This window comes from Paenibacillus sp. FSL F4-0236 (assembly GCF_038000135.1).
Taxonomy (GTDB): domain Bacteria; phylum Bacillota; class Bacilli; order Paenibacillales; family Paenibacillaceae; genus Paenibacillus_AQ.
Map to the genome: position 1 here is coordinate 543304 of NZ_JBBOBK010000001.1, position 21337 is coordinate 564640.

Genomic DNA, 21337 nt, shown 5'->3' on the forward strand with positions numbered 1-21337 from the left:
TGAATGAACGAAACCAGAGGTGAAGCCATGAAACAGATGATCGTTCACTGCACGCAGCACATTACCCGAATGGCTCTTCTGGAGAACGGAAGGCTTGTGGAGTACGCGGCTGAACGCGATCAGCAGCAAGGGCTGGTCGGAAGTTATTATAAAGGCCGTGTGATTAACGTACTTCCAGGTATGCAGGCTGCTTTTGTTGACATTGGACAGAAGAAGAATGCTTTTTTATATGTTGATGATGTATTGCACCCTCATTTGGATAGACAGCCGGATGTGAAGCCTTCTATCGAGACGCTTTTGCAGCCGGGTCAGGATATTGTTGTACAAGTAAGAAAAGAGCCTAGTGGCGGCAAAGGTGCACGTGTAACGACCCATTATACATTGCCCGGTCGCTGGATGGTGTACATGCCTTTTGCCGATTATGTTGGGGTATCCAAAAAAATAAGTCGCGATGCAGAACGTAGCCGGCTCAAAGGAATTGGTGAACGTCTGCGAATGAAAGAAGAGGGGGTTATTATGCGGACCGTCTCTCAGGATGAGCCGCATGAAGCAGTGGAGGGTGATCTTTCATTTTTACGTGCGCAATGGGATAACATTACACGTCGGGCACAAACTGCAGAAGCCCCAGCTCTACTTCATCGTGATCTTAGTATTGTTCAGCGCTTTATAAGAGATGCGTTTAATCCACAGCGTGATCAGCTGATTATAGATTCTCCAGTTGCAGTTAAAGAAGCCAAGGCATTTCTGGATGACATGGCACCTGATGGGTACAAGCCTGTGAGTTTATATAATGGACCGGAGTCCATTTTTACAGCTTATGGGGTTCAGGAACAGTTGCACAAGAGCTTCAGTCGCAAGATCACGCTGGAGGGCGGAGCGACAATGATCTGGGATGAGACGGAGGCGCTCACCGTTATTGACGTGAACACCGCGCAATACATTGGAGGAGTATCCTTTGAAGAGACGGTGACGAATACTAATTTGCTTGCAGCAGAGGAGATTGGTCGTCTGATCCGTTTGCGAGATACGGGCGGAATTATTATTGTTGATTTTATTGATATGGAAGAAGAAATACACCGTAAAATGGTTACTGAGCGGCTGGAGAAAGTGATCTGCAAGGATCGAACCAAAACCCATATTCTCGGTTGGACAAGACTTGGACTCCTCGAGATGACCCGGAAGAAGGCAAGACATGATTCAGCCAGCTTCGCACCTATCCTTTGTCAGTGCTGCGGAGGGACTGGGAAAGTTGGAGAATGGATGGAATGAGTTGACGATGGGCGATAAGTATGATAATATCTTCAAGTATGTGTTTGATTGATTCGGTCCTGCACATGCTGTAACCGCTCCGATCGGGTACATAAGTGCAGTTCCCACGGGAATCTGCCACCTAGACTAGGCGAGTCTGAGACATGAGGAGGTGCAAGTAAAATGTATGCAATTATCGAAACTGGCGGTAAACAATACAAAGTCCAAGAGGGCGATGTTTTGTTCATTGAGAAGTTGGAAGCTGAAGACGGCGCAAGTGTAACTTTTGACCGTGTATTGGCTGTTTCTAACGAAGGTGGTCTGACTGCAGGAACTCCGCTCGTAAGCGGCGCGTCTGTAACAGCTAAAGTCGAGAAACATGGTAAAGGCGCTAAGGTTGTAGTTTACAAATACAAACCTAAGAAGAACTACCACAAGAAACAAGGCCATCGTCAACCGTACACGAAAGTAACTATCGAGAAGATTCAAGCGTAAGAAGGTGCGTGAATGATTAACGTACGGATTACACGATCTTCGGATCTAGGAACTATCGTTGGCTTTGAGGTAAAAGGGCACGCGGGTTATGCAAAGCGTGGCGAAGATATCGTATGTGCCGGAGTTTCGGCCGTAACGGTTGGAACCGTCAATTCGATTGAGACTTTGACCGGAATCTCCATGGATACATCCATGAAGAACGGATTCCTAAGTGGAACATTAAGTTCCATTGATGATTTCGATACTTCCGCGAAGGTGCAATTGCTGCTTGAATCCATGGTCGTGATGCTAAATGATATCGCAGAATCATACGGAAAGTATCTTCAAATAGAGCAAGTAAATATTTAAAGAAGGAGGTTGACAACATGTTGAAATTGAATCTTCAATTGTTCGCATCGAAAAAAGGTGTAGGTTCCACAAAAAACGGACGGGATTCCCATTCCAAACGTCTTGGCGTGAAACGTGCTGACGGTCAAGCAGTAACCGGCGGCAACATCTTGGTTCGTCAACGCGGAACAAAAATTCACCCAGGCACTAACGTAGGCATCGGTAAAGATGATACGTTGTTCGCATTGGTGGATGGCGTAGTGAAGTTCGAACGTTGGGGCCGCGATCGCAAAAAAGTGAGCGTATACCCAGTTGATGTCGCTCCGGTAGCAGCGGCACTGGAAGCGTAAGCTTACGGAACCATATTTGCATGTAGAAGCCTCCGGCATGAGTGCCGGAGGCTTTTTTGTAGAATATTCAGAAGCGTTTGTGGATACCTCTTTGAGCACTTTAGAAATGTATACCTTCAGAGTTTTAAGAAAACATAAACATCCTTAGACATATGTGAAATCTCACGGTTATCTCTGGTGAACTACAGGGAACTGCTGTGTTATACTAGGAAATGGTAATTGATGAGGGTAATAATCTAAACGAAGTCATGAATTTTGCGAACTGAGGGACGGGGAGAAAGAATGAAATCCTGGAAAAGTGCAATCTGGGCAGTCATGTTATCCGTAATGCTTCCTTTAGGACTCGTGTATTGGCATACCTCCCTTTTGACGTGTCTGTTGCTTGGAATTTGGGTAGCAGCAACGGTTGCTTTCAGTTTGATTTGGAGTCAGCGTCATTGGGAACGGGAACTGCGTATACAAGAGAACACTCTGCAACAGGCGGCGATTCGGACACTGAATCATCATCGTCATGATTGGATGAATGATTTGCAGATTCTTTACGGATATATTCAGCTTGGAAAGCCTGATAAATCCGTGGAGTGTGTGGAAAGAATAAAGGAACGCATAGCGCTTGATAGTCGTATCGCGAAGCTGGGCATTCCTTCATTGGTCTTCTATATCCAATCTTTCCGAACTTACCGGACTAGTCTGGAACTGGAAGTTCAAGTGGAGGAAGGATTGCAACTGGAGGAGAAGCTAAACCGGGAAGCAGGAGATGAGCTGACTTCAGTGATCATGCAGACCGTACGAGCTTATCAATATAACGGACTGGCTCCTCAGGGTGAAACGCGCAAGCTGCGTCTTGGCTTTATTCAGGATGGAGGAGACATTCTTATCTCCTTCGAAGGTGAGGGAGAGCATGGCAATCCCGAGCAGCTCAAAGGGCAAATTTATAATATAGTACAAGGGAAAATCATGAAAGCGGAGCAGTTTAAGCCCAGCAAGGCTTATGTAGAGCTGCGTTTGCCGCTTGAAATGTGAGGAAGGTGAACATTAATGTTCGTAGATAAAGCTAAGATTTATGTTAAGGGCGGAGACGGCGGGGATGGTATCGTTGCGTTTCGCCGGGAAAAGTATGTACCGGATGGTGGTCCAGCAGGTGGTGACGGTGGCCGTGGTGGCGACGTTATCTTCCGCGTAGATGAGGGCTTGCGTACGCTGATGGATTTCCGTTATCAGCGCCATTTTAAAGCGGACAAAGGGATTAAAGGACGTAACAGAAGTCAGCATGGGGCGAACGCTGATCATATGATCGTGCGGATTCCACCTGGAACCATGTTAATTGACGATGATACTCAAGAGATCATCGCCGATTTGACTCGTCATGGTCAGCAAGTTGTTGTTGCCCGTGGGGGTCGTGGGGGTCGTGGGAATGCTCGTTTTGCAACAGCAGCTAATAAGGCTCCAGAGCTAGCAGAGAACGGTGAAGAAGGTCAAGAGCGGTATATTGTCATGGAACTTAAGGTTATGGCTGATGTGGGACTTGTAGGCTTCCCGAGTGTGGGCAAATCTACGCTACTGTCGGTCGTATCCGCAGCTCAACCAAAGATTGGTGCATACCATTTCACTACGATTACACCGAACTTAGGTGTAGTAGATGTTGGGGATGGACGAAGCTTTGTAATGGCGGATCTGCCAGGATTAATTGAGGGAGCTAGTGAAGGCATAGGGCTTGGTCATGAATTCCTGCGTCACGTTGAACGTACACGGATCATTATTCACGTAGTGGATATGTCTGGTTCAGAGGGACGTGATCCCTTCGAGGATTGGGTTCTCATTAATGACGAGCTGAAGCAATATAATGCGGCTCTAATTGATCGTCCTCAAATCGTGGCCGCGAATAAAATGGATATGCCAGAGTCAGAGGAGAATCTCATCGCTTTCCGAGAACGCGTAGCTGAGCTGCGTCCGGATCTTGAGGTTATGCCAATCTCCTCGCTTACCCGTCAGGGTGTTCAGGAACTGTTATATCGTGCAACGGATATTCTTGATAGTATTCCGGTGGCACCGGTAGTTGAAGAAGTATCAGGAACAACTGAACGTAAGGTTTATAAGCTAGAAGCGGAAGATAATAACTCGTTCACCATTACACGTGATAATGAAACATATGTGGTCAACAGCCCTCGTATCGAGAAAATGTTGAAACGTATGCAGCTTAGCACACATGATGCGATTCTAAAACTCGCCCGGACATTGCGACATATGGGTGTAGATGCAGAGCTTCGTAAACGTGGAGCTGTAGAGGGGACTATTGTCCGTATTGGTGAGTTCGAATTCGAGTTCGTAGAGAATAGCAGTTACTATTAATATTTAGCTGATTACAAAGCGCGACTTGTGTTCTCCTGTAGAGGAAGACACAAGCCGCGCTTTTTTTATTTCCATATCGAGTATATTTTTTTCGTGAAAAGAACCCAAATCACGATATATATCGTATACAATTAATATCGAAATACACAATTTCCCATCCGGGAACGCATACGTTATTCATATATCATAGATGATGAAAGAGGGAATAGCAGATGGCAATTATAGAAGTGGTGAAGTACGACGGTCCTCCAGGGATTTTCGCATGGAAATATCCTAACCAAGAGCTAGGGACATGGACTCAGCTAATCGTTAATGAATCTCAGGAAGCGATCCTATTCAAGGGCGGACAAGCGCTTGATTCCTTTACGGCAGGGCGGCACACCCTGAGCACCGCCAATATTCCTATTTTATCTAATATCGTCAATCTTCCTTTCGGTGGGAAGTCGCCGTTCACAGCAGAAGTATGGTATGTGAACAAGACCAATTCGATGAATGTTAAATGGGGAACCAGCGCACCTTTACAACTCCAGGATCCTAAATACAAAATTATGATTTCTGTTCGTTCCTTCGGACAGTTTGGTGTAAAGGTTGATAACCCGCGCAAATTTTTGTTGCAGCTTGTTGGAACGCTTCCTCAGTTTGATCACAATACGCTCGTGAATTATTTTCGCGGCTTGCTTATGTCGAATATAAATGAACTGATTTCATCCTACCTTGTACATAAGCAAATCAGTATATTGGAGATTAATGCCTATGTTGCAGAGATCTCAAAGCATATCCAGGGGCGGCTAGCATCAACTTTTCTGGATAATGGACTTGAGCTGAATAATTTCTATATTGATTCCATTAATATTCCTGATGATGATCCGGCAACGATTCGATTAAAGGAAGCTTTAGCTAAAAAAGCAGAAATGGATATTATCGGCTTCAACTATCAACAGGAGCGTGGCTTTAACACGATGGAAAAAGCAGCAGGTAATCCTGGCAATCTTGGAGTAGGCATGATGAACACCGGGATGGGGCTTGGACTTGGTATGGGATTCGCTGGACCGGCTATGGATATGGTGAATCGTATGACCCGAGGGATGAGTTTTGATTCAGGGACTACAGTTGTGCGCCAAGAGCGCTCCTGTTCGAAGTGTGGGGTTATGAATTCTGTTGAGGGAAGGTTCTGCAGTGGCTGTGGGCATGCTCTGGAGAGCATTCAGCAAAGCGCATCGTCCGGAAACAAGATCAATTGTTTGGAATGTGGACATGAATTGAAAGCAGGAGCCAAGTTCTGTCCTGGTTGTGGCAATCCTTATCGTGCTTGTCCAACCTGTGGAGCAGATAATCCTGAGGGTGCATCTTCCTGTGTCTCTTGTGGAAAAGAAATGCCTAAAGCCTGTGGTAAATGTGGAGAAATGGTATCACCAGGGGTGAAATTCTGTCCTCACTGTGGAGATAGTTTGGTTATTAAATGCGGAGGTTGTGGGCATGAGCTGAAGCCTGGACAGAAATTTTGTGCAGAGTGTGGAACAAAAGCAGGCTGAAGGAGGACGTTATGAACAAGGGCAAAAGCTATATTCGTATCATCACCATTATTTATGTGGCTGCTATAATACTAACGGTGTTCTCCTTTATAGGGTTAGGCTTCTCTGAATCACTGTTTCGATTCGTGATTTCGCTAGTTGCTGTTCTGCTGGCGGAGAGTGTGGTGTATGGCTATTGTATTTTTTGGCTCCGTACTGCAGGTAGTGTGCAGCGGACATCACCCGTTCTTCTCAGCGGTGCATTCATCACGGGGATTTATGCGGTTGGAGTATTCGCATCGGCTATTGTCTTCGATTGGCTACTGGAGTTGTCCCCTCTGTGGTATGCTGCGGTTCAATTGCTGGTTCTTTTGATTGGTGGAATCACACTGGCTGTGATCGGGATTTATGGATGGAATGCCGGAACAGAAGAACAGCAAATGCAGAGGTCCTTGCAAGCTTTTCGGCAGCATCAGAGTGAAATAAACGAGATCAGTACGCTGGCAAGCAGCTGGAAGAATCCTGAAACTGAACAGCTTGTAAAAGTGCTCAATAAGTTACGAGATCAATTCAAGTTCAGTGATCCTGTATCAGATCCATCTTTATATGCTACTGAGGATATCATGCATCAGCAGATCTCCCTGTTGCATGATCATGTGAAGCTTCTGCTCATGACAAATGAGCCACATGAGAACTGGCAAGCTGAAATCAACGAAATGGCCGACAGTATTAAAGCTACACTAGAGCGGCGAAATCGGGAATTAGCGGCACTTAAATAGGAGGAAATAACTACATGAACAGATTGAACATACAAGAGCCGTCACCGACCCCAGCGGGGAGTGCAGCGGTTCCTCTGATTAAATTAGACCGGACTGGGTTTGATTATGTCATTCTTGCAGCGGCTTATCTATTCACACCCATTGGACTCGTTCTTGCATTGTTACGTTTGATGCTAACTCATTATAAAAATCATCGGAGACCCACCAATCTAAATCTTCTCATGCATGTATTTATCGGCGGATTTGTTGAACTCTCTATTGCAATGTTTGTGGATACCATGAGTGGAAACACTGGAGCTTCCGAATTATTAACGATCCAGATTTTCCTTGCAGTCATATTTTTGATTCCGGCACTTATTCTTGCGAGTGTGACAGCAAAAGCTAAATATACACTTTCTAAGCTTAACACTTCTTATATAGAGCTGATTCAAAATAAAAATATCCGATATGTCGGCAGTATATCTGAACGGATAGGTCAAAGCGATAGCGATGTACGGAGAGATGTCCAGTATCTAAAGAATAAAGGATTATTGGATATTGATATTGTACTTTCAGAGGGGCGCCAGACGCCAGATCCATCCATGGCAGCACCTAATCTTGTTCATTCTGGAAGGACATCAGGCTTCGGAGCTCAAGCTTCGGGACAGCAGATTCATTCTCAACCGCAGTCCTCACCGCTGCTGCCTAAGTCCATCCGTTGTCCGGGCTGCGGAGCACAGAACACGGTTCAGCCTAGTCAGTCTAAGAGCTGTGAATACTGTGGCACGATGATATCGTACAGTTAATGCCAAGGTTCTCCCTGAGCATTGTAGATATAACTTAACTAGGGGAGATAAAAGATGGGTAAATTGGATATACGAAGGCAGCCACCAACAACTGGCAAACCGATATATAAGCACGAATATGAGCGGACGGCGTTTGATTATACGACTATTGTGTTTGCGTATGTATTTGCTCCGGTTGGCTTTATATTGGCTGCCGTTCGGTTATTATCTACACATTCCAAGAGACAGCGCAAAGCAAGCAATATTAACCTGTTTTATCATGCGTGTATGGGTGCCTTTGTAGAATTGGCGATCTATTTCATTATTAGCAAGCTACTCGGTCAAATCGATTATGTCGCACTCTTGATCAGGCTGGTAATTATCTACGCATTGTTTAGGATTCCCGCCATCAAATTGTCGGTTAGGGCCGTAGGATGGAGAGAGGGATTCACCTATCTTTGCAATGACTATATCGCTTTGGTTCTTGTGGACGGCATAAGGCATATCGGCAGCCTATCCGATATTCGCGGATTCAGTGAAGAGAACGTCCGCGAGGTTTTGGAATATTTAAAAGATCAGGGAGTACTTTCTCCAGATATTGTTTATTATGAAGGACGTGTAGACAATCCATTTGTAAAATTGCCGCCGAAGCTTATTTATTCCAAACGGGCACAAGCACTGGTGCGTGCGCCTGAGAATAACCTTCGCTACCGTAACAAGCGAGACCGGACAGTGTTTGATCGAATCATCATGGCGATTGCCTATTTGTTTGCTCCGCTTGGGTTTGTACTTGCGATGCTTCGTTTTGTAAGCACTCATTATAAGAATGAGCGGAAATCATTTAACTACAAATTGCTCTATCATGTATGTATGGGAGCTTTTATGGAACTTGCCGTCCTCTTCGCCGTGGGGACCTACAAAGGGGATTTTAAGTGGTTCACTTTATTGATCATTCTGGTGGTCCTCTACTTGATCTTTATAATTCCGGCGGACAGCTTTGCAGGGAGGGCTACCTTCGCAACAGAAAACTTTGATTTTCTGTGCAAGAAGTATCTCATGCTGATCATAGTGGATGATGTTAGACATATTGGTAATTTAGCTGATATCACGAAACAAAGTGAAGATGATGTACGTAGAGACCTACGGTATTTGGTGAGATGGGGGTTACTTGCTTCTGATCTTGTCTATTATGAAGGACGTGTTAAGCTCTTAGATAAACAACCGCCCAATCTTGTACATCCTGACCGGGCACAGCCCTCCGCGGCATCAGAGAACCAGCCATCATCTGGGCGGCAGTCATTACCGGAGAATAGGCCTAATCCACCTGTCCAACTGCCGAAATCCATCGTTTGTCCGAGTTGCGGTGCTAAGAGTAGAGTACTTCCTGGGCAGGATAAGATCTGTGACTATTGCGGGACGACGATTCCATACAGTTAGCGTACATACGATTGCCTGCTGCCCCCGGGAATCCGGGGGTTTTGCTGCACCGAACTCCCTGGCCTCAGAGTATACATATAAAGTTATTGCATTTTATAAGTCTTTTCCGATATAATGTCCACTAAGAAAACACAAAAGTCTTTGAGGTGAGGACGTTCGTGAAAGAACGCTATTATTTGGTCCGTGAGGACATATTACCTGATGCCGTACTTAAGACTATGCAGGTCAAACAATTGCTTGAGGCCGGGGATGCGAAGACCGTACATGAGGGTGTAGAACAGGTAGGATTGAGCCGGAGCGCTTTTTATAAATACAAGGATGGCATTCACCTGATCCATCAGCTCGAACGTGAGCGAATTGTTACGATCTCCATGGATTTGGAACATGAATCGGGGATGCTCTCCAAGGTTCTAGGATCTGTGGCGGGGCATGGGGCTAACGTGCTGACGATTCACCAGAGTATTCCCCTACAAGGACGAGCTAATGTGGTGATTTCCGTGGAAATCTCACATTTGAATGAGGAGCTCGGAGAGATGCTTGATAGTCTGAAGAATATTCCGGGAGTGAAGCGCGCCCTAATCGTTGGACAGGGATAGAGAAATTATATACGTAAAACTTTTAGGAGGATACTGATGAAGCCGGTTAAAGTAGGATTGCTGGGTCTGGGAACAGTTGGTACAGGTGTAGTTCGTATCGTGGAAGGAAATCAGGAGGATTTGAGCAGTCAAGTAGGCTCTCCAATACTCATTGAGCGCATAGCGGTGAATAATTCCAATAAGCTACGTGATATTGAGGTCGACCCTGCCAAAATAACAACAGATCCATGGGATGTTATTCGTGACCCTGAGATCGATGTAATCGTTGAAGTGATGGGTGGTATCGATGGAACAAAGGAATATATTCTTGAAGCTTTGGACCGCGGTAAACATGTCGTAACTGCGAATAAGGACTTGATGGCGCTGCACGGTTCGGAGATTCTGGCTAAGGCGCAAGAGAAGCAATGTGATGTCTTTTATGAGGCTAGTGTTGCAGGTGGTATTCCGATTATTCGGACGCTTATCGAAGGCTTTTCTTCAGATAAGATCATGAAGATTATAGGTATTGTGAATGGAACAACTAATTACATACTAACCAAAATGAGCCAAGAAGGCGCATCCTACAATGATGTGTTAAAAGAAGCGCAGGATTTAGGATATGCAGAGGCTGATCCAACTTCCGATGTTGAAGGTCTGGATGCTGCCCGCAAAATGGCGATTCTCGGGACCCTAGGCTTCCGTACTAACGTGGAGCTACATGACGTCAGTGTGAGCGGGATTTCAGAAGTGAGTAAAGCCGATATTGCCTTTGCAAAGCGTCTCGGATACGAAATCAAGCTGCTAGGCATTGCTGAACGTCAGGATGAGGAATTCAGTATCAGTGTTCAACCGACATTGATTCGAGCAAGTCATCCACTTGCATCTGTAAATGGTGTCTTCAATGCAGTTTATGTGTATGGTGAGGCAGTAGGAGAGACAATGTTCTATGGTGCGGGCGCGGGTGCAATGCCAACGGCAACTTCGGTAGTAGCTGACTTGGTAGCCATTATTAAGAACCTCAAGCTGGGTGTTAATGGATTGAAGCAAAAAGTACCTTATAAGCAGAAGAAGCTTAAGAGTGATGAGGATATCTTTTATAAAAACTTCCTACTTTTACACGTTGATGATAAAGCAGGCGTATTGGCCAAGATTACTCAGGTGTTTGCCGAGTATGACGTGAGTCTTGATTCGGTAGTTCAGCAGGCCAATCCAAATAATCCTGATGCGGAGATTATTATTGTTACCCATAACGCCAGCAAAGCAAGTATGAATAAAGTGCTGCGCCACTTTAATGAACTGAAAGTCATCCACCGGATCAAGAGTCACTACCGTGTGGAAGGTTAGCACTGTAGATGGACTATACTTTCTATATTTAAACAATGAGTAAGGAGATTGCACCTGTTATGAGTACTTATGGAGTAGCAAGGGTTAAAGTACCTGCTAGTACTGCCAATCTTGGTCCGGGCTTCGATACTCTTGGCATGGCATTGCCGCTGTATGCCTGGATTGAGATGGAGGAAGCAGAGGAGACAGTTTTTCATCTATATGGTGACGAGATGAAGGGAGTGGCTCGGGATAAGAGTAATTTACTCTATAAGGTCGCTCAAATGGTATTTGCAGAGGCTGGCGTTACGGTGCCTGAAATATCTATTTCGATGTACTCTGAGATTCCGCTTACGCGTGGACTCGGCAGCAGTGCCTCGGCCATCATTGGGGGCATGGTCGCAGCTAATACGATGATCGGCTCTCCGCTCGATGATGCCAAGCTGTTTGATATGGCTACCCAGCTTGAGAAGCATCCTGACAATGTAGGAGCTTCCTTGTTTGGTGGCATCATTACCGCAGTGTGGGATGGTGATCATGCGGATTACGTTCGCCTTGATCCACCTCAAGACCTTGAGGTTCTCGTGGTTATTCCAGAATTCGAGCTGGAAACCACAAAAGCACGGGGAGTGCTTCCAACAGAAATCTCAGTTAGTGATGCTGTGTACAACATCAGCAGAACCTCTTTAATGACAGCCTCGTTTGCATCAGGTCGGCTTGACCTGATCAGTAGAGCGATGCAGGATCGTCTGCATCAGCCCTATCGTGCAGCGCTTATTCCAGGCATGGAGAAGCTGCTCGCGGAAGCACCTAACCATGGTGCTTTAGGAATCGCACTTAGCGGTGCCGGTCCTACCCTACTGTGTTTAGTTGATCGCCATGAGACTCGTAAGCGAGAGCTTGAGGCTTTCCTGATGAATACGATGCAAGAACACGGTATCTCTGCTCAGACTTGCTGGCTGATGCCTTGTACTTCAGGTGTTACATCAGAGCTTCTTGAAAGAAACGAGATGCAAAACGTATCATTTTTGGATATGATAAAAGGAGAAGTACGGTTATGAAATCAATGGCGGTATTGCCGCAGGGCTCGGTATCTCACGAAGCGCTGCTGCATTTGTTTAACGGCGAGCCTGTAAAAATTGTGCATCACAAGCTAATTTCCGATGTCTTTCTCTCTACGGCTGGTGGCACCACTGATTACAGCGTTATCCCGATTGAGAATACTATTGAAGGCTCAGTTAGTCTACATATTGATTGGCTCATTAATGAGGTCGATCTGCCTATGCAGGCTGAATGGATCTTTCCATCGATACAGAATCTCATCGGTCACCCGCTGGAATTCAGAGATACGAACGGCAATAAGGATTTCACTAAAATTAAAAAAATCCTTTCGCATCCTGTTGCAATGGCACAATGCATGCAATTTGTTCGGAAGCATGCACCTTGGGCTGAACTGGAGTCGGTCGGAAGCACCTCTGAAGCTGTTGAAATCGTTAAGAACAATCCTGACAAGGGCTGGGCTGCGATTGGTACTGCTCTTGGCGCAGCAACTCATGGGCTGGAGATTGTTGATCGGAAAGTTACAGATCACAACAACAACTACACGCGATTTGTCCTTGTCGGTCCGCAGAAGGTTGATCTTCCACGGAGCAGCAATGGTGTAAAGACGAGTGTCCTAGTTACGCTGCCGGAGGATTTTCCCGGTGCTTTGCATCAGGTCCTCGCTGCCTTTTCTTGGCGGAAGCTGAATTTATCGCGTATTGAATCACGACCAACGAAAAAGAAGTTGGGTACTTATTATTTTTATATTGATGTGCTGGAACCGATAGAATCAGTCCTGCTGCCAGGAGCGATTGAAGAGATTAGCGCTTTAGGCTGTCAGGTTCGGATTCTGGGCTCGTATCCCACATACACCTATGAGGAAGAGAAAGCGGAGGTGCAGTAAATTCATGGCTGAACAATGGATCTATCTGGATGGACAACACGTAACTAAGGAAAATGCAAAGGTATCCGTTTTTGATCACGGTTTTTTGTATGGAGACGGCATATTTGAAGGTATTCGTATCTACAATGGTAATATTTTTAAATGTAAAGAGCATTTGGACAGACTATATGATTCGGCGAAGTCGATCATGCTGGACATTCCGCTCACTTATGACGAGATGCTGGAAGCTATGGCTGAAACGATTCGCCTTAACGACATGCGTAACGGTTATATTCGACTGATCGTATCCCGTGGTCCTGGTAACTTGGGTCTTGATCCACGCCGTTGCCCTAAAGCCAGCGTAATCATTATCGTTGAACAATTAGCTATTTACCCAGAGCAAGCGTACATTAATGGGCTTCGCGCTGTTTCTGTATCCCAACGTCGTAATATTCCGGATGCACTGAATCCGAAGATTAAATCGCTTAACTATCTCAACAATATCCTAGTGAAAATCCAGTCCAATCTGGCAGAAGCCGATGAAGCAATCATGATGAATGCTCAAGGATATGTTACTGAAGGATCTGGAGATAATATTTTCATCATCAAAAATGGTGTGGTCTTTACTCCTCCATGCTATTTGGGAGCGCTTGAAGGAATCACACGTCTGGCGATCATCGAGTTATGTGAGAAATTGGGTATTAAGCTAAAAGAAGAACCATTCACTATGCATGATGTTTACATAGCGGACGAGGTATTCTTCACAGGTACTGCTGCTGAAGTTATTGCTGCGCGTGAAATTGACGGCCGAATCATTGGTGAAGGACAAGCGGGTCCAATCACTTTGAGATTGCTTGAAGAGTTCCGCAATGTTGTTGACAAAGATGGCTACAAGGTTTGGGAATAACAGTTAATCGTACAATTTGCTCTTTACATGCTAGTCGAGTAATGAGTATTGAATAGGCATTAGATATCCTTTCATGTATATGAAGAAGATGGCCGGAGGTCTCTGGTAAATCTTTTCATGTCTCATGAAAGGATTTTTTTTATTTCAGGGATGTCATTCGCCCATGGGCTGCATAAGATGTAGTAACGAAGGAGGCGGCTGTACCGCATATAACTCTGTAAGAGAGCAATGTTCCATCCAAAGGGTGTTTGCTTTCAAAGCCAGTTTTGCTGTGTAGCTGTAAGAAAGCAATACTCCACAAAACTTTTAGGAGGTTAATGCTACGTGAAAATACACATTGTCAAACAAGGCGATAGTCTGTATGCATTATCGCAAAAGTACGGAGTGCCGTTACAAAAAATTATTGAAGCTAATCCACAGATCAGTAATCCGAATGTGCTGGCACTTGGTGAAAAAGTAAAAATACCTACGGCTCCTGTATCCGTACCGGATAACAGTGAAGTTTACTACAAGCATACAGTCAAACAAGGTGATACCTTATGGAAATTATCTAAGGCGTGGGGAATCCCTTTAAAAGATATGGTTGAAGCAAACCCCCAGCTGAAGAATCCGAATGTACTGATGTTAGGGGAAGTAGTCAACATTCCAAAAAAGACATCAAACGCTTCACCCGTACAGCCAGGCTACATGCCTTCTAATGCTTCTGAGAAAACACAAGTTGGCGGGAAGGAATATACGGGTCCCAAAGAACAGCCAGTAGTTGAGGTAGTTCCTGCACCAAAACCGGAAACTAAACCAGAGGTCAAACCAGAAACTAAACCGGAAGCAAAAGCAGAAAATAAACCAGAGGCAAAAGCAGAAAATAAACCAGAAGCTAAAGCGGAAACTAAACCTGCACCTAAATCATCGCCAAATATCTCGCCTTTGTACAATTCTGCACCACACCCATCGATGAACATGGCCCCTATTAATACTCAAAATGCTGCACCTAATGCTGCGCCGAATATGCAAATGGGAGTTGCTCCTGTGCAAGAAATTGAAATGCAGAGCCTATTTGTTCAGATTACAGTTCCAAATCAAGAGCCTGTAGCTCATCATGAGGCAGCAAAAGCTGAGATAAAGCCAGTGGCTTGCAAAGAGGAAAAGGCAGATGCTTGTGACAACATGGGATATCCAGGACTAGGAGGAAATCCTTATCTCTATGATTCTTATCAAAATAGCCCAAATATGAACATGAATTGGGCACCAAGTTATGTTCAACCGGCGTCATATGGACCTGAATGCATGTCTCCATACTACTTTTCAGAAAATATGTATTCACCTAACATGAGTCCAGAACAATGGAATCCGAATGCTGCGCCTAATGTGAGTCCAGAACAATGGAATCCGAATGCTGCGCCTAATGTGAGCCCAGAACAATGGAATCCGAATGCTTGGCCTAACATGAGTCCAGAACAATGGAATCCGAATGCTGCGTCTAACATGAGTCCAGAACAATGGAATCCGAACGCTTGGCCTAATATGAGTCCGGAACAATGGAATCCGAATGCTGCACCTAACGTGAGTCCAGAACAATGGAATCCAAATGCTGCGCCTAACGTGAGTCCAGAACAATGGAATCCAAATGCTGCACCTAACAATATGGAGGCTAATGTTTCAGGGATGAACCCGATGTATGGGATGTCACCGAACCTTCCTTGGCCAACTACTTGTGGGTGTGGGGGAATGCATGTTCAACCCTATTCATATGAAATGCCCGTATATAATACCTATCCTGCATATGGAAACCCAAATGCATTCTCTGCTTATGGAGCGGGAACACCTAATCAGGGAATAGTTCCAGCATCTCCTCTTGGAGCTTTTGGCGGGCCGATAATGTCGAGTATTCCGTCTAATCCGCAGTATCCAGGTATTGGTAATTATTCACAGCATAATCGGGTTCCGGAAATCCAAGATCCTGAAACGTTTGTACAGGACACTCCCGAAGTTGCTAGAACAGTGAGTGAGGAATCTACTTCTGGTGCTTCTCTCAAGAGCAAGGGAACTGCAACGAAGGAAACGGCATCAAAAGCAAAGACCTCGAGTCAAAGCAGCAATAAGAAAAACAAAACAGCTGTGAAGTCTCAACGTTCAAATGCTGGTGGTCGTACAGAGAGCTCAAAGAAACGCAGAAATCCGTGGATTTCTAATTAATACAGTTCTGAACTAACATCCAATCTCTATTTAACGTGTAGGTTCTGATTATTAGAATCTGCACGTTTTTTATGAGAAGATGGGAACGAGAAGTAGGACTGAGGCGAAAGTACTTATTTATGTTTTTTTGAATTTAGGGGTTGTTTTTAGAGTGGGTTATATGTTACATTATAAATCCAGTCGCAAAGAGGAGATATAAACTTTCGGTTGGTGAATGTTAATCCGGATGAAATTACAAAAGACTTTGAAAAAAAGTGTTGCAATTCATCGGAAAACATGATATATTATAAAAGTTGCTGCTGAGACATTAAACGGCGCCAACGAGAACTTGATCTTTGAAAACTGAACAACGAGTGAGTGGGAAATCACGAAAGTGATATCCAAAATTAGAGAATTAATTTTCTCGTCAGATGTTTCAAAATGAGCATATCGCTCTTTTCAATACTAATTGGAGAGTTTGATCCTGGCTCAGGACGAACGCTGGCGGCGTGCCTAATACATGCAAGTCGAGCGGAGTTACTTTGAAAGCTTGCTTTCAAAGTAACTTAGCGGCGGACGGGTGAGTAACACGTAGGCAACCTGCCCCTTAGACTGGGATAACTACCGGAAACGGTAGCTAATACCGGATAATTTCTTTTTTCTCCTGAAGGAAGAATGAAAGACGGAGCAATCTGTCACTGAGGGATGGGCCTGCGGCGCATTAGCTAGTTGGTGGGGTAACGGCCCACCAAGGCGACGATGCGTAGCCGACCTGAGAGGGTGAACGGCCACACTGGGACTGAGACACGGCCCAGACTCCTACGGGAGGCAGCAGTAGGGAATCTTCCGCAATGGACGAAAGTCTGACGGAGCAACGCCGCGTGAGTGATGAAGGTTTTCGGATCGTAAAGCTCTGTTGCCAGGGAAGAACGTCCGGTAGAGTAACTGCTATCGGAGTGACGGTACCTGAGAAGAAAGCCCCGGCTAACTACGTGCCAGCAGCCGCGGTAATACGTAGGGGGCAAGCGTTGTCCGGAATTATTGGGCGTAAAGCGCGCGCAGGCGGTCATTTAAGTCTGGTGTTTAAACCTTGGGCTCAACCTGAGGTCGCACTGGAAACTGGGTGACTTGAGTACAGAAGAGGAAAGTGGAATTCCACGTGTAGCGGTGAAATGCGTAGATATGTGGAGGAACACCAGTGGCGAAGGCGACTTTCTGGGCTGTAACTGACGCTGAGGCGCGAAAGCGTGGGGAGCAAACAGGATTAGATACCCTGGTAGTCCACGCCGTAAACGATGAGTGCTAGGTGTTAGGGGTTTCGATACCCTTGGTGCCGAAGTTAACACAGTAAGCACTCCGCCTGGGGAGTACGGTCGCAAGACTGAAACTCAAAGGAATTGACGGGGACCCGCACAAGCAGTGGAGTATGTGGTTTAATTCGAAGCAACGCGAAGAACCTTACCAGGTCTTGACATCCCTCTGAATCCACTAGAGATAGTGGCGGCCTTCGGGACAGAGGAGACAGGTGGTGCATGGTTGTCGTCAGCTCGTGTCGTGAGATGTTGGGTTAAGTCCCGCAACGAGCGCAACCCTTAACTTTAGTTGCCAGCAGGTAAGGCTGGGCACTCTAGAGTGACTGCCGGTGACAAACCGGAGGAAGGTGGGGATGACGTCAAATCATCATGCCCCTTATGACCTGGGCTACACACGTACTACAATGGCCGGTACAACGGGAAGCGAAGCCGCGAGGTGAAGCCAATCCCATCAAAGCCGGTCTCAGTTCGGATTGCAGGCTGCAACTCGCCTGCATGAAGTCGGAATTGCTAGTAATCGCGGATCAGCATGCCGCGGTGAATACGTTCCCGGGTCTTGTACACACCGCCCGTCACACCACGAGAGTTTACAACACCCGAAGTCGGTGGGGTAACCCGCAAGGGAGCCAGCCGCCGAAGGTGGGGTAGATGATTGGGGTGAAGTCGTAACAAGGTAGCCGTATCGGAAGGTGCGGCTGGATCACCTCCTTTCTATGGAGAATCGTCTTCTGCAATGAAGACATTCAAATCGGAAGTTAAACTTCCACAACTCACTCGTTGCTCAGTTTTGAGAGTTTAAGCTCTCAGTAAGACTTGATCCTTGAAAACTGGATACCGAAACGAATTTGCGTTTTAGAACATCTTTTAGCAACTTGTGCAAACAAGTAAATGTTATTAGTGAGATTTTTCTTAGGAAAAATCGAGGTTAAGCTAATAAGAGCACACGGAGGATGCCTAGGCGCCAGGAGCCGACGAAGGACGTGGCGAACAACGAAACTGCCTCGGGGAGCTGTAAGCAAGCTTTGATCCGGGGGTGTCCGAATGGGGAAACCCAGCTGTGGTAATTCGCAGTTACTCATCTCTGAACACATAGGAGATGTAGAGGCAGACCAGGGGAACTGAAACATCTAAGTACCCTGAGGAAGAGAAAACAATAGTGATTCCGTCAGTAGCGGCGAGCGAACGCGGAACAGCCTAAACCTAAGAGCTTGCTCTTAGGGGTTGTGGGACGTCTCACATGGAGTTACAAAGGAATATGGTAGGTGAAGAGGTCTGGAAAGGCCCGCGATAGAGGTAAAAGCCCTGTAGCCTAAACTGTGTTCTCTCCGAGACGGATCCCGAGTAGTGCGGGGCACGTGAAACCCCGTATGAATCCAGCAGGACCATCTGCTAAGGCTAAATACTACCTGGCGACCGATAGTGAAACAGTACCGTGAGGGAAAGGTGAAAAGCACCCCGGAAGGGGAGTGAAATAGAACCTGAAACCGTGTGCTTACAAAAAGTCAGAGCCCTATTAATGGGTGATGGCGTGCCTTTTGTAGAATGAACCGGCGAGTTACGTTTAACATGCAAGGTTAAGTCGAGAAGACGGAGCCGCAGCGAAAGCGAGTCTGAATAGGGCGATTTAGTATGTGGACGTAGACCCGAAACCGTGTGATCTACCCCTGTCCAGGGTGAAGGTGCGGTAACACGCACTGGAGGCCCGAACCCACGCATGTTGAAAAATGCGGGGATGAGGTGGGGGTAGCGGAGAAATTCCAATCGAACTCGGAGATAGCTGGTTCTCCCCGAAATAGCTTTAGGGCTAGCCTCGGTATAAGAGTAGTGGAGGTAGAGCACTGATTGGGTGCGGGGTCCGCAAGGATTACCAAGCTCAGTCAAACTCCGAATGCCATATACTTATTGCCGGGAGTCAGACAGTGAGTGCTAAGATCCATTGTCAAAAGGGAAACAGCCCAGACCATCAGCTAAGGTCCCCAAGTGTGTGTTAAGTGGGAAAGGATGTGGAGTTGCACAGACAACCAGGATGTTGGCTTAGAAGCAGCCACCATTGAAAGAGTGCGTAATAGCTCACTGGTCGAGTGACTCTGCGCCGAAAATGTAACGGGGCTAAACACACCACCGAAGCTATGGCTAGATACGTATGTATCTGGGGTAGGGGAGCGTTGTATGTGGGTTGAAGGTGTACCGTAAGGAGCGCTGGACAGCATACAAGTGAGAATGCCGGTATGAGTAACGAAAAGATCAGTGAGAATCTGATCCGCCGAAAGCCCAAGGTTTCCTGAGGAAGGCTCGTCCGCTCAGGGTAAGTCGGGACCTAAGGCGAGGCCGAAAGGCGTAGTCGAAGGACAACAGTTTGAAATTACTGTACCACCGTAATCCGCTATGAGCGATGGGGTGACGCAGGAGGGTAGTGACGCGGACTGATGGATATGTCCGTCTAAGCAGTGAGGCTGATGTGTAGGCAAATCCGCACATCGTTAAGGCTGGGCTGTGATGGGGAGCGAAAATTACAGTAGCGAAGGTCATGATCTCACACTGCCAAGAAAAGCCTCTAGCCAGGAGAAGGTGCCCGTACCGCAAACCGACACAGGTAGGCGAGAAGAGAATTCTAAGGCGCGCGGAAGAACTCTCGTTAAGGAACTCGGCAAAATGACCCCGTAACTTCGGGAGAAGGGGTGCCCCGGTAGTGTGAATAGCACGAGGGGGCCGCAGTGAAAAGGCCCAAGCGACTGTTTAGCAAAAACACAGGTCTGTGCGAAGCCGCAAGGCGAAGTATACGGGCTGACGCCTGCCCGGTGCTGGAAGGTTAAGGGGAGTGGTTAGGGGTAACCCGAAGCTATGAACCGAAGCCCCAGTAAACGGCGGCCGTAACTATAACGGTCCTAAGGTAGCGAAATTCCTTGTCAGGTAAATTCTGACCCGCACGAATGGCGTAACGACTTGGGCGCTGTCTCAACGAGAGATCCGGTGAAATTTTAATACCTGTGAAGATGCAGGTTACCCGCGACAAGACGGAAAGACCCCATGGAGCTTTACTGCAGCTTGATATTGAATTTGGGTACGATCTGTACAGGATAGGTGGGAGCCGTAGAAATCGGAGCGCAAGCTTCGGTGGAGGCGCCGTTGGGATACCACCCTGATCGTATCTAGGTTCTAACCTAGTACCCTTACCGGGTACGGGGACCGTGTCAGGCGGGCAGTTTGACTGGGGCGGTCGCCTCCTAAAGAGTAACGGAGGCGTTCCAAGGTTCCCTCAGAATGGTTGGAAATCATTCGAAGAGTGCAAAGGCATAAGGGAGCTTGACTGCGAGACCTACAAGTCGAGCAGGGACGAAAGTCGGACTTAGTGATCCGGTGGTACCGCATGGAAGGGCCATCGCTCAACGGATAAAAGCTACCCTGGGGATAACAGGCTTATCTCCCCCAAGAGTCCACATCGACGGGGAGGTTTGGCACCTCGATGTCGGCTCATCGCATCCTGGGGCTGAAGTAGGTCCCAAGGGTTGGGCTGTTCGCCCATTAAAGCGGTACGCGAGCTGGGTTCAGAACGTCGTGAGACAGTTCGGTCCCTATCTGTCGTGGGCGCAGGAAATTTGAGAGGAGCTGTCCTTAGTACGAGAGGACCGGGATGGACGTACCGCTGGTGCACCAGTTGTTCCGCCAGGAGCATGGCTGGGTAGCTACGTACGGACGGGATAAGCGCTGAAAGCATCTAAGCGTGAAGCCCCCCTCAAGATGAGATTTCCCAATTAGTAAGACCCCTTGAAGACGACGAGGTAGATAGGTTGGAGGTGGAAGTGCAGTAATGCATGGAGCTGACCAATACTAATCGGTCGAGGGCTTATCCTAAAAATACCCCA

16 protein-coding genes, 2 rRNA genes and 1 other annotated feature are annotated in these 21337 nt (G+C 46.6%); all 18 genes read left to right on the forward strand.

Annotated features, from left to right (window positions below):
* The first annotated feature begins 27 nt into the window (after positions 1–27).
* The gene (locus NSQ29_RS02495) at positions 28–1269 is read left to right on the forward strand and encodes an Rne/Rng family ribonuclease (RefSeq protein WP_341126720.1); all 1242 of its coding nucleotides are present in this window, start codon (positions 28–30) and stop codon (positions 1267–1269) included.
* Between the two features lie 62 nt (positions 1270–1331).
* Positions 1332–1417 (forward strand) — a sequence feature (ribosomal protein L21 leader region).
* Positions 1418–1431: 14 nt separating this feature from the next.
* Positions 1432–1743, forward strand: a complete 312-nt coding sequence (gene rplU, locus NSQ29_RS02500; RefSeq protein ID WP_042130566.1) for a 50S ribosomal protein L21 — start codon at positions 1432–1434, stop codon at positions 1741–1743.
* A gap of 12 nt (positions 1744–1755) precedes the next feature.
* The gene (locus NSQ29_RS02505) at positions 1756–2091 is read left to right on the forward strand and encodes a ribosomal-processing cysteine protease Prp (protein WP_042130565.1); all 336 of its coding nucleotides are present in this window, start codon (positions 1756–1758) and stop codon (positions 2089–2091) included.
* A gap of 17 nt (positions 2092–2108) precedes the next feature.
* Entirely contained in the window at positions 2109–2420 is a 312-nt protein-coding gene (rpmA, locus tag NSQ29_RS02510) for a 50S ribosomal protein L27 (RefSeq protein WP_042130564.1), read from the forward strand.
* A 282-nt stretch (positions 2421–2702) separates the two neighbouring features.
* The gene (locus tag NSQ29_RS02515; RefSeq protein ID WP_341124315.1) at positions 2703–3443 is read left to right on the forward strand and encodes a Spo0B domain-containing protein; all 741 of its coding nucleotides are present in this window, start codon (positions 2703–2705) and stop codon (positions 3441–3443) included.
* Positions 3444–3458: 15 nt separating this feature from the next.
* The gene (gene obgE / locus NSQ29_RS02520; protein WP_042191162.1) at positions 3459–4769 is read left to right on the forward strand and encodes a GTPase ObgE; all 1311 of its coding nucleotides are present in this window, start codon (positions 3459–3461) and stop codon (positions 4767–4769) included.
* A gap of 212 nt (positions 4770–4981) precedes the next feature.
* Complete coding sequence (locus tag NSQ29_RS02525; protein ID WP_339266717.1) at positions 4982–6301, forward strand: SPFH domain-containing protein; 1320 nt, start codon at positions 4982–4984, stop codon at positions 6299–6301.
* An 11-nt stretch (positions 6302–6312) separates the two neighbouring features.
* Positions 6313–7059, forward strand: coding sequence for a hypothetical protein (locus NSQ29_RS02530; RefSeq protein WP_341124316.1), 747 nt, complete (start codon positions 6313–6315; stop codon positions 7057–7059).
* Positions 7060–7073: 14 nt separating this feature from the next.
* The gene (locus NSQ29_RS02535; RefSeq protein ID WP_341124317.1) at positions 7074–7844 is read left to right on the forward strand and encodes a hypothetical protein; all 771 of its coding nucleotides are present in this window, start codon (positions 7074–7076) and stop codon (positions 7842–7844) included.
* A 54-nt stretch (positions 7845–7898) separates the two neighbouring features.
* A complete protein-coding gene (locus NSQ29_RS02540) occupies positions 7899–9260 on the forward strand; it encodes a hypothetical protein (RefSeq protein WP_341124318.1) in 1362 nt (453 codons plus the stop codon).
* A gap of 158 nt (positions 9261–9418) precedes the next feature.
* Entirely contained in the window at positions 9419–9856 is a 438-nt protein-coding gene (locus NSQ29_RS02545) for an ACT domain-containing protein (protein ID WP_042130552.1), read from the forward strand.
* Positions 9857–9892: 36 nt separating this feature from the next.
* Entirely contained in the window at positions 9893–11179 is a 1287-nt protein-coding gene (locus NSQ29_RS02550) for a homoserine dehydrogenase (RefSeq protein ID WP_042191151.1), read from the forward strand.
* Positions 11180–11238: 59 nt separating this feature from the next.
* On the forward strand, positions 11239–12219 hold the full coding sequence (gene thrB / locus NSQ29_RS02555; RefSeq protein WP_339243281.1) for a homoserine kinase: 981 nt from the start codon (positions 11239–11241) through the stop codon (positions 12217–12219).
* Positions 12216–13103, forward strand: a complete 888-nt coding sequence (gene pheA / locus NSQ29_RS02560) for a prephenate dehydratase (RefSeq protein ID WP_341124319.1) — start codon at positions 12216–12218, stop codon at positions 13101–13103. The genes thrB and pheA overlap by 4 nt, the downstream gene beginning before the upstream one ends.
* Positions 13104–13107: 4 nt before the next feature.
* Positions 13108–13989 carry a branched-chain-amino-acid transaminase gene (gene ilvE, locus NSQ29_RS02565; protein WP_339798169.1) on the forward strand — a complete coding sequence of 294 codons (882 nt, stop codon included), beginning with the start codon at positions 13108–13110 and terminating at the stop codon, positions 13987–13989.
* Between the two features lie 324 nt (positions 13990–14313).
* Positions 14314–16182, forward strand: coding sequence for a LysM peptidoglycan-binding domain-containing protein (locus tag NSQ29_RS02570; RefSeq protein WP_341124320.1), 1869 nt, complete (start codon positions 14314–14316; stop codon positions 16180–16182).
* Between the two features lie 445 nt (positions 16183–16627).
* A 16S ribosomal RNA gene (locus NSQ29_RS02575) occupies positions 16628–18185 on the forward strand.
* Between the two features lie 212 nt (positions 18186–18397).
* Positions 18398–21326 (forward strand): 23S ribosomal RNA (locus tag NSQ29_RS02580).
* Together the 16S and 23S rRNA genes form the textbook arrangement of a ribosomal RNA operon.
* Positions 21327–21337 lie beyond the last annotated feature (11 nt).

Coding starts and splice junctions, on each gene's coding strand:
- NSQ29_RS02495 (WP_341126720.1), top strand. CDS start 28: ATGAAACAGATGATCGTTCACTGCACGCAGCACATTACCCGAATGGCT.
- rplU (WP_042130566.1), top strand. CDS start 1,432: ATGTATGCAATTATCGAAACTGGCGGTAAACAATACAAAGTCCAAGAG.
- NSQ29_RS02505 (WP_042130565.1), top strand. CDS start 1,756: ATGATTAACGTACGGATTACACGATCTTCGGATCTAGGAACTATCGTT.
- rpmA (WP_042130564.1), top strand. CDS start 2,109: ATGTTGAAATTGAATCTTCAATTGTTCGCATCGAAAAAAGGTGTAGGT.
- NSQ29_RS02515 (WP_341124315.1), top strand. CDS start 2,703: ATGAAATCCTGGAAAAGTGCAATCTGGGCAGTCATGTTATCCGTAATG.
- obgE (WP_042191162.1), top strand. CDS start 3,459: ATGTTCGTAGATAAAGCTAAGATTTATGTTAAGGGCGGAGACGGCGGG.
- NSQ29_RS02525 (WP_339266717.1), top strand. CDS start 4,982: ATGGCAATTATAGAAGTGGTGAAGTACGACGGTCCTCCAGGGATTTTC.
- NSQ29_RS02530 (WP_341124316.1), top strand. CDS start 6,313: ATGAACAAGGGCAAAAGCTATATTCGTATCATCACCATTATTTATGTG.
- NSQ29_RS02535 (WP_341124317.1), top strand. CDS start 7,074: ATGAACAGATTGAACATACAAGAGCCGTCACCGACCCCAGCGGGGAGT.
- NSQ29_RS02540 (WP_341124318.1), top strand. CDS start 7,899: ATGGGTAAATTGGATATACGAAGGCAGCCACCAACAACTGGCAAACCG.
- NSQ29_RS02550 (WP_042191151.1), top strand. CDS start 9,893: ATGAAGCCGGTTAAAGTAGGATTGCTGGGTCTGGGAACAGTTGGTACA.
- thrB (WP_339243281.1), top strand. CDS start 11,239: ATGAGTACTTATGGAGTAGCAAGGGTTAAAGTACCTGCTAGTACTGCC.
- pheA (WP_341124319.1), top strand. CDS start 12,216: ATGAAATCAATGGCGGTATTGCCGCAGGGCTCGGTATCTCACGAAGCG.
- ilvE (WP_339798169.1), top strand. CDS start 13,108: ATGGCTGAACAATGGATCTATCTGGATGGACAACACGTAACTAAGGAA.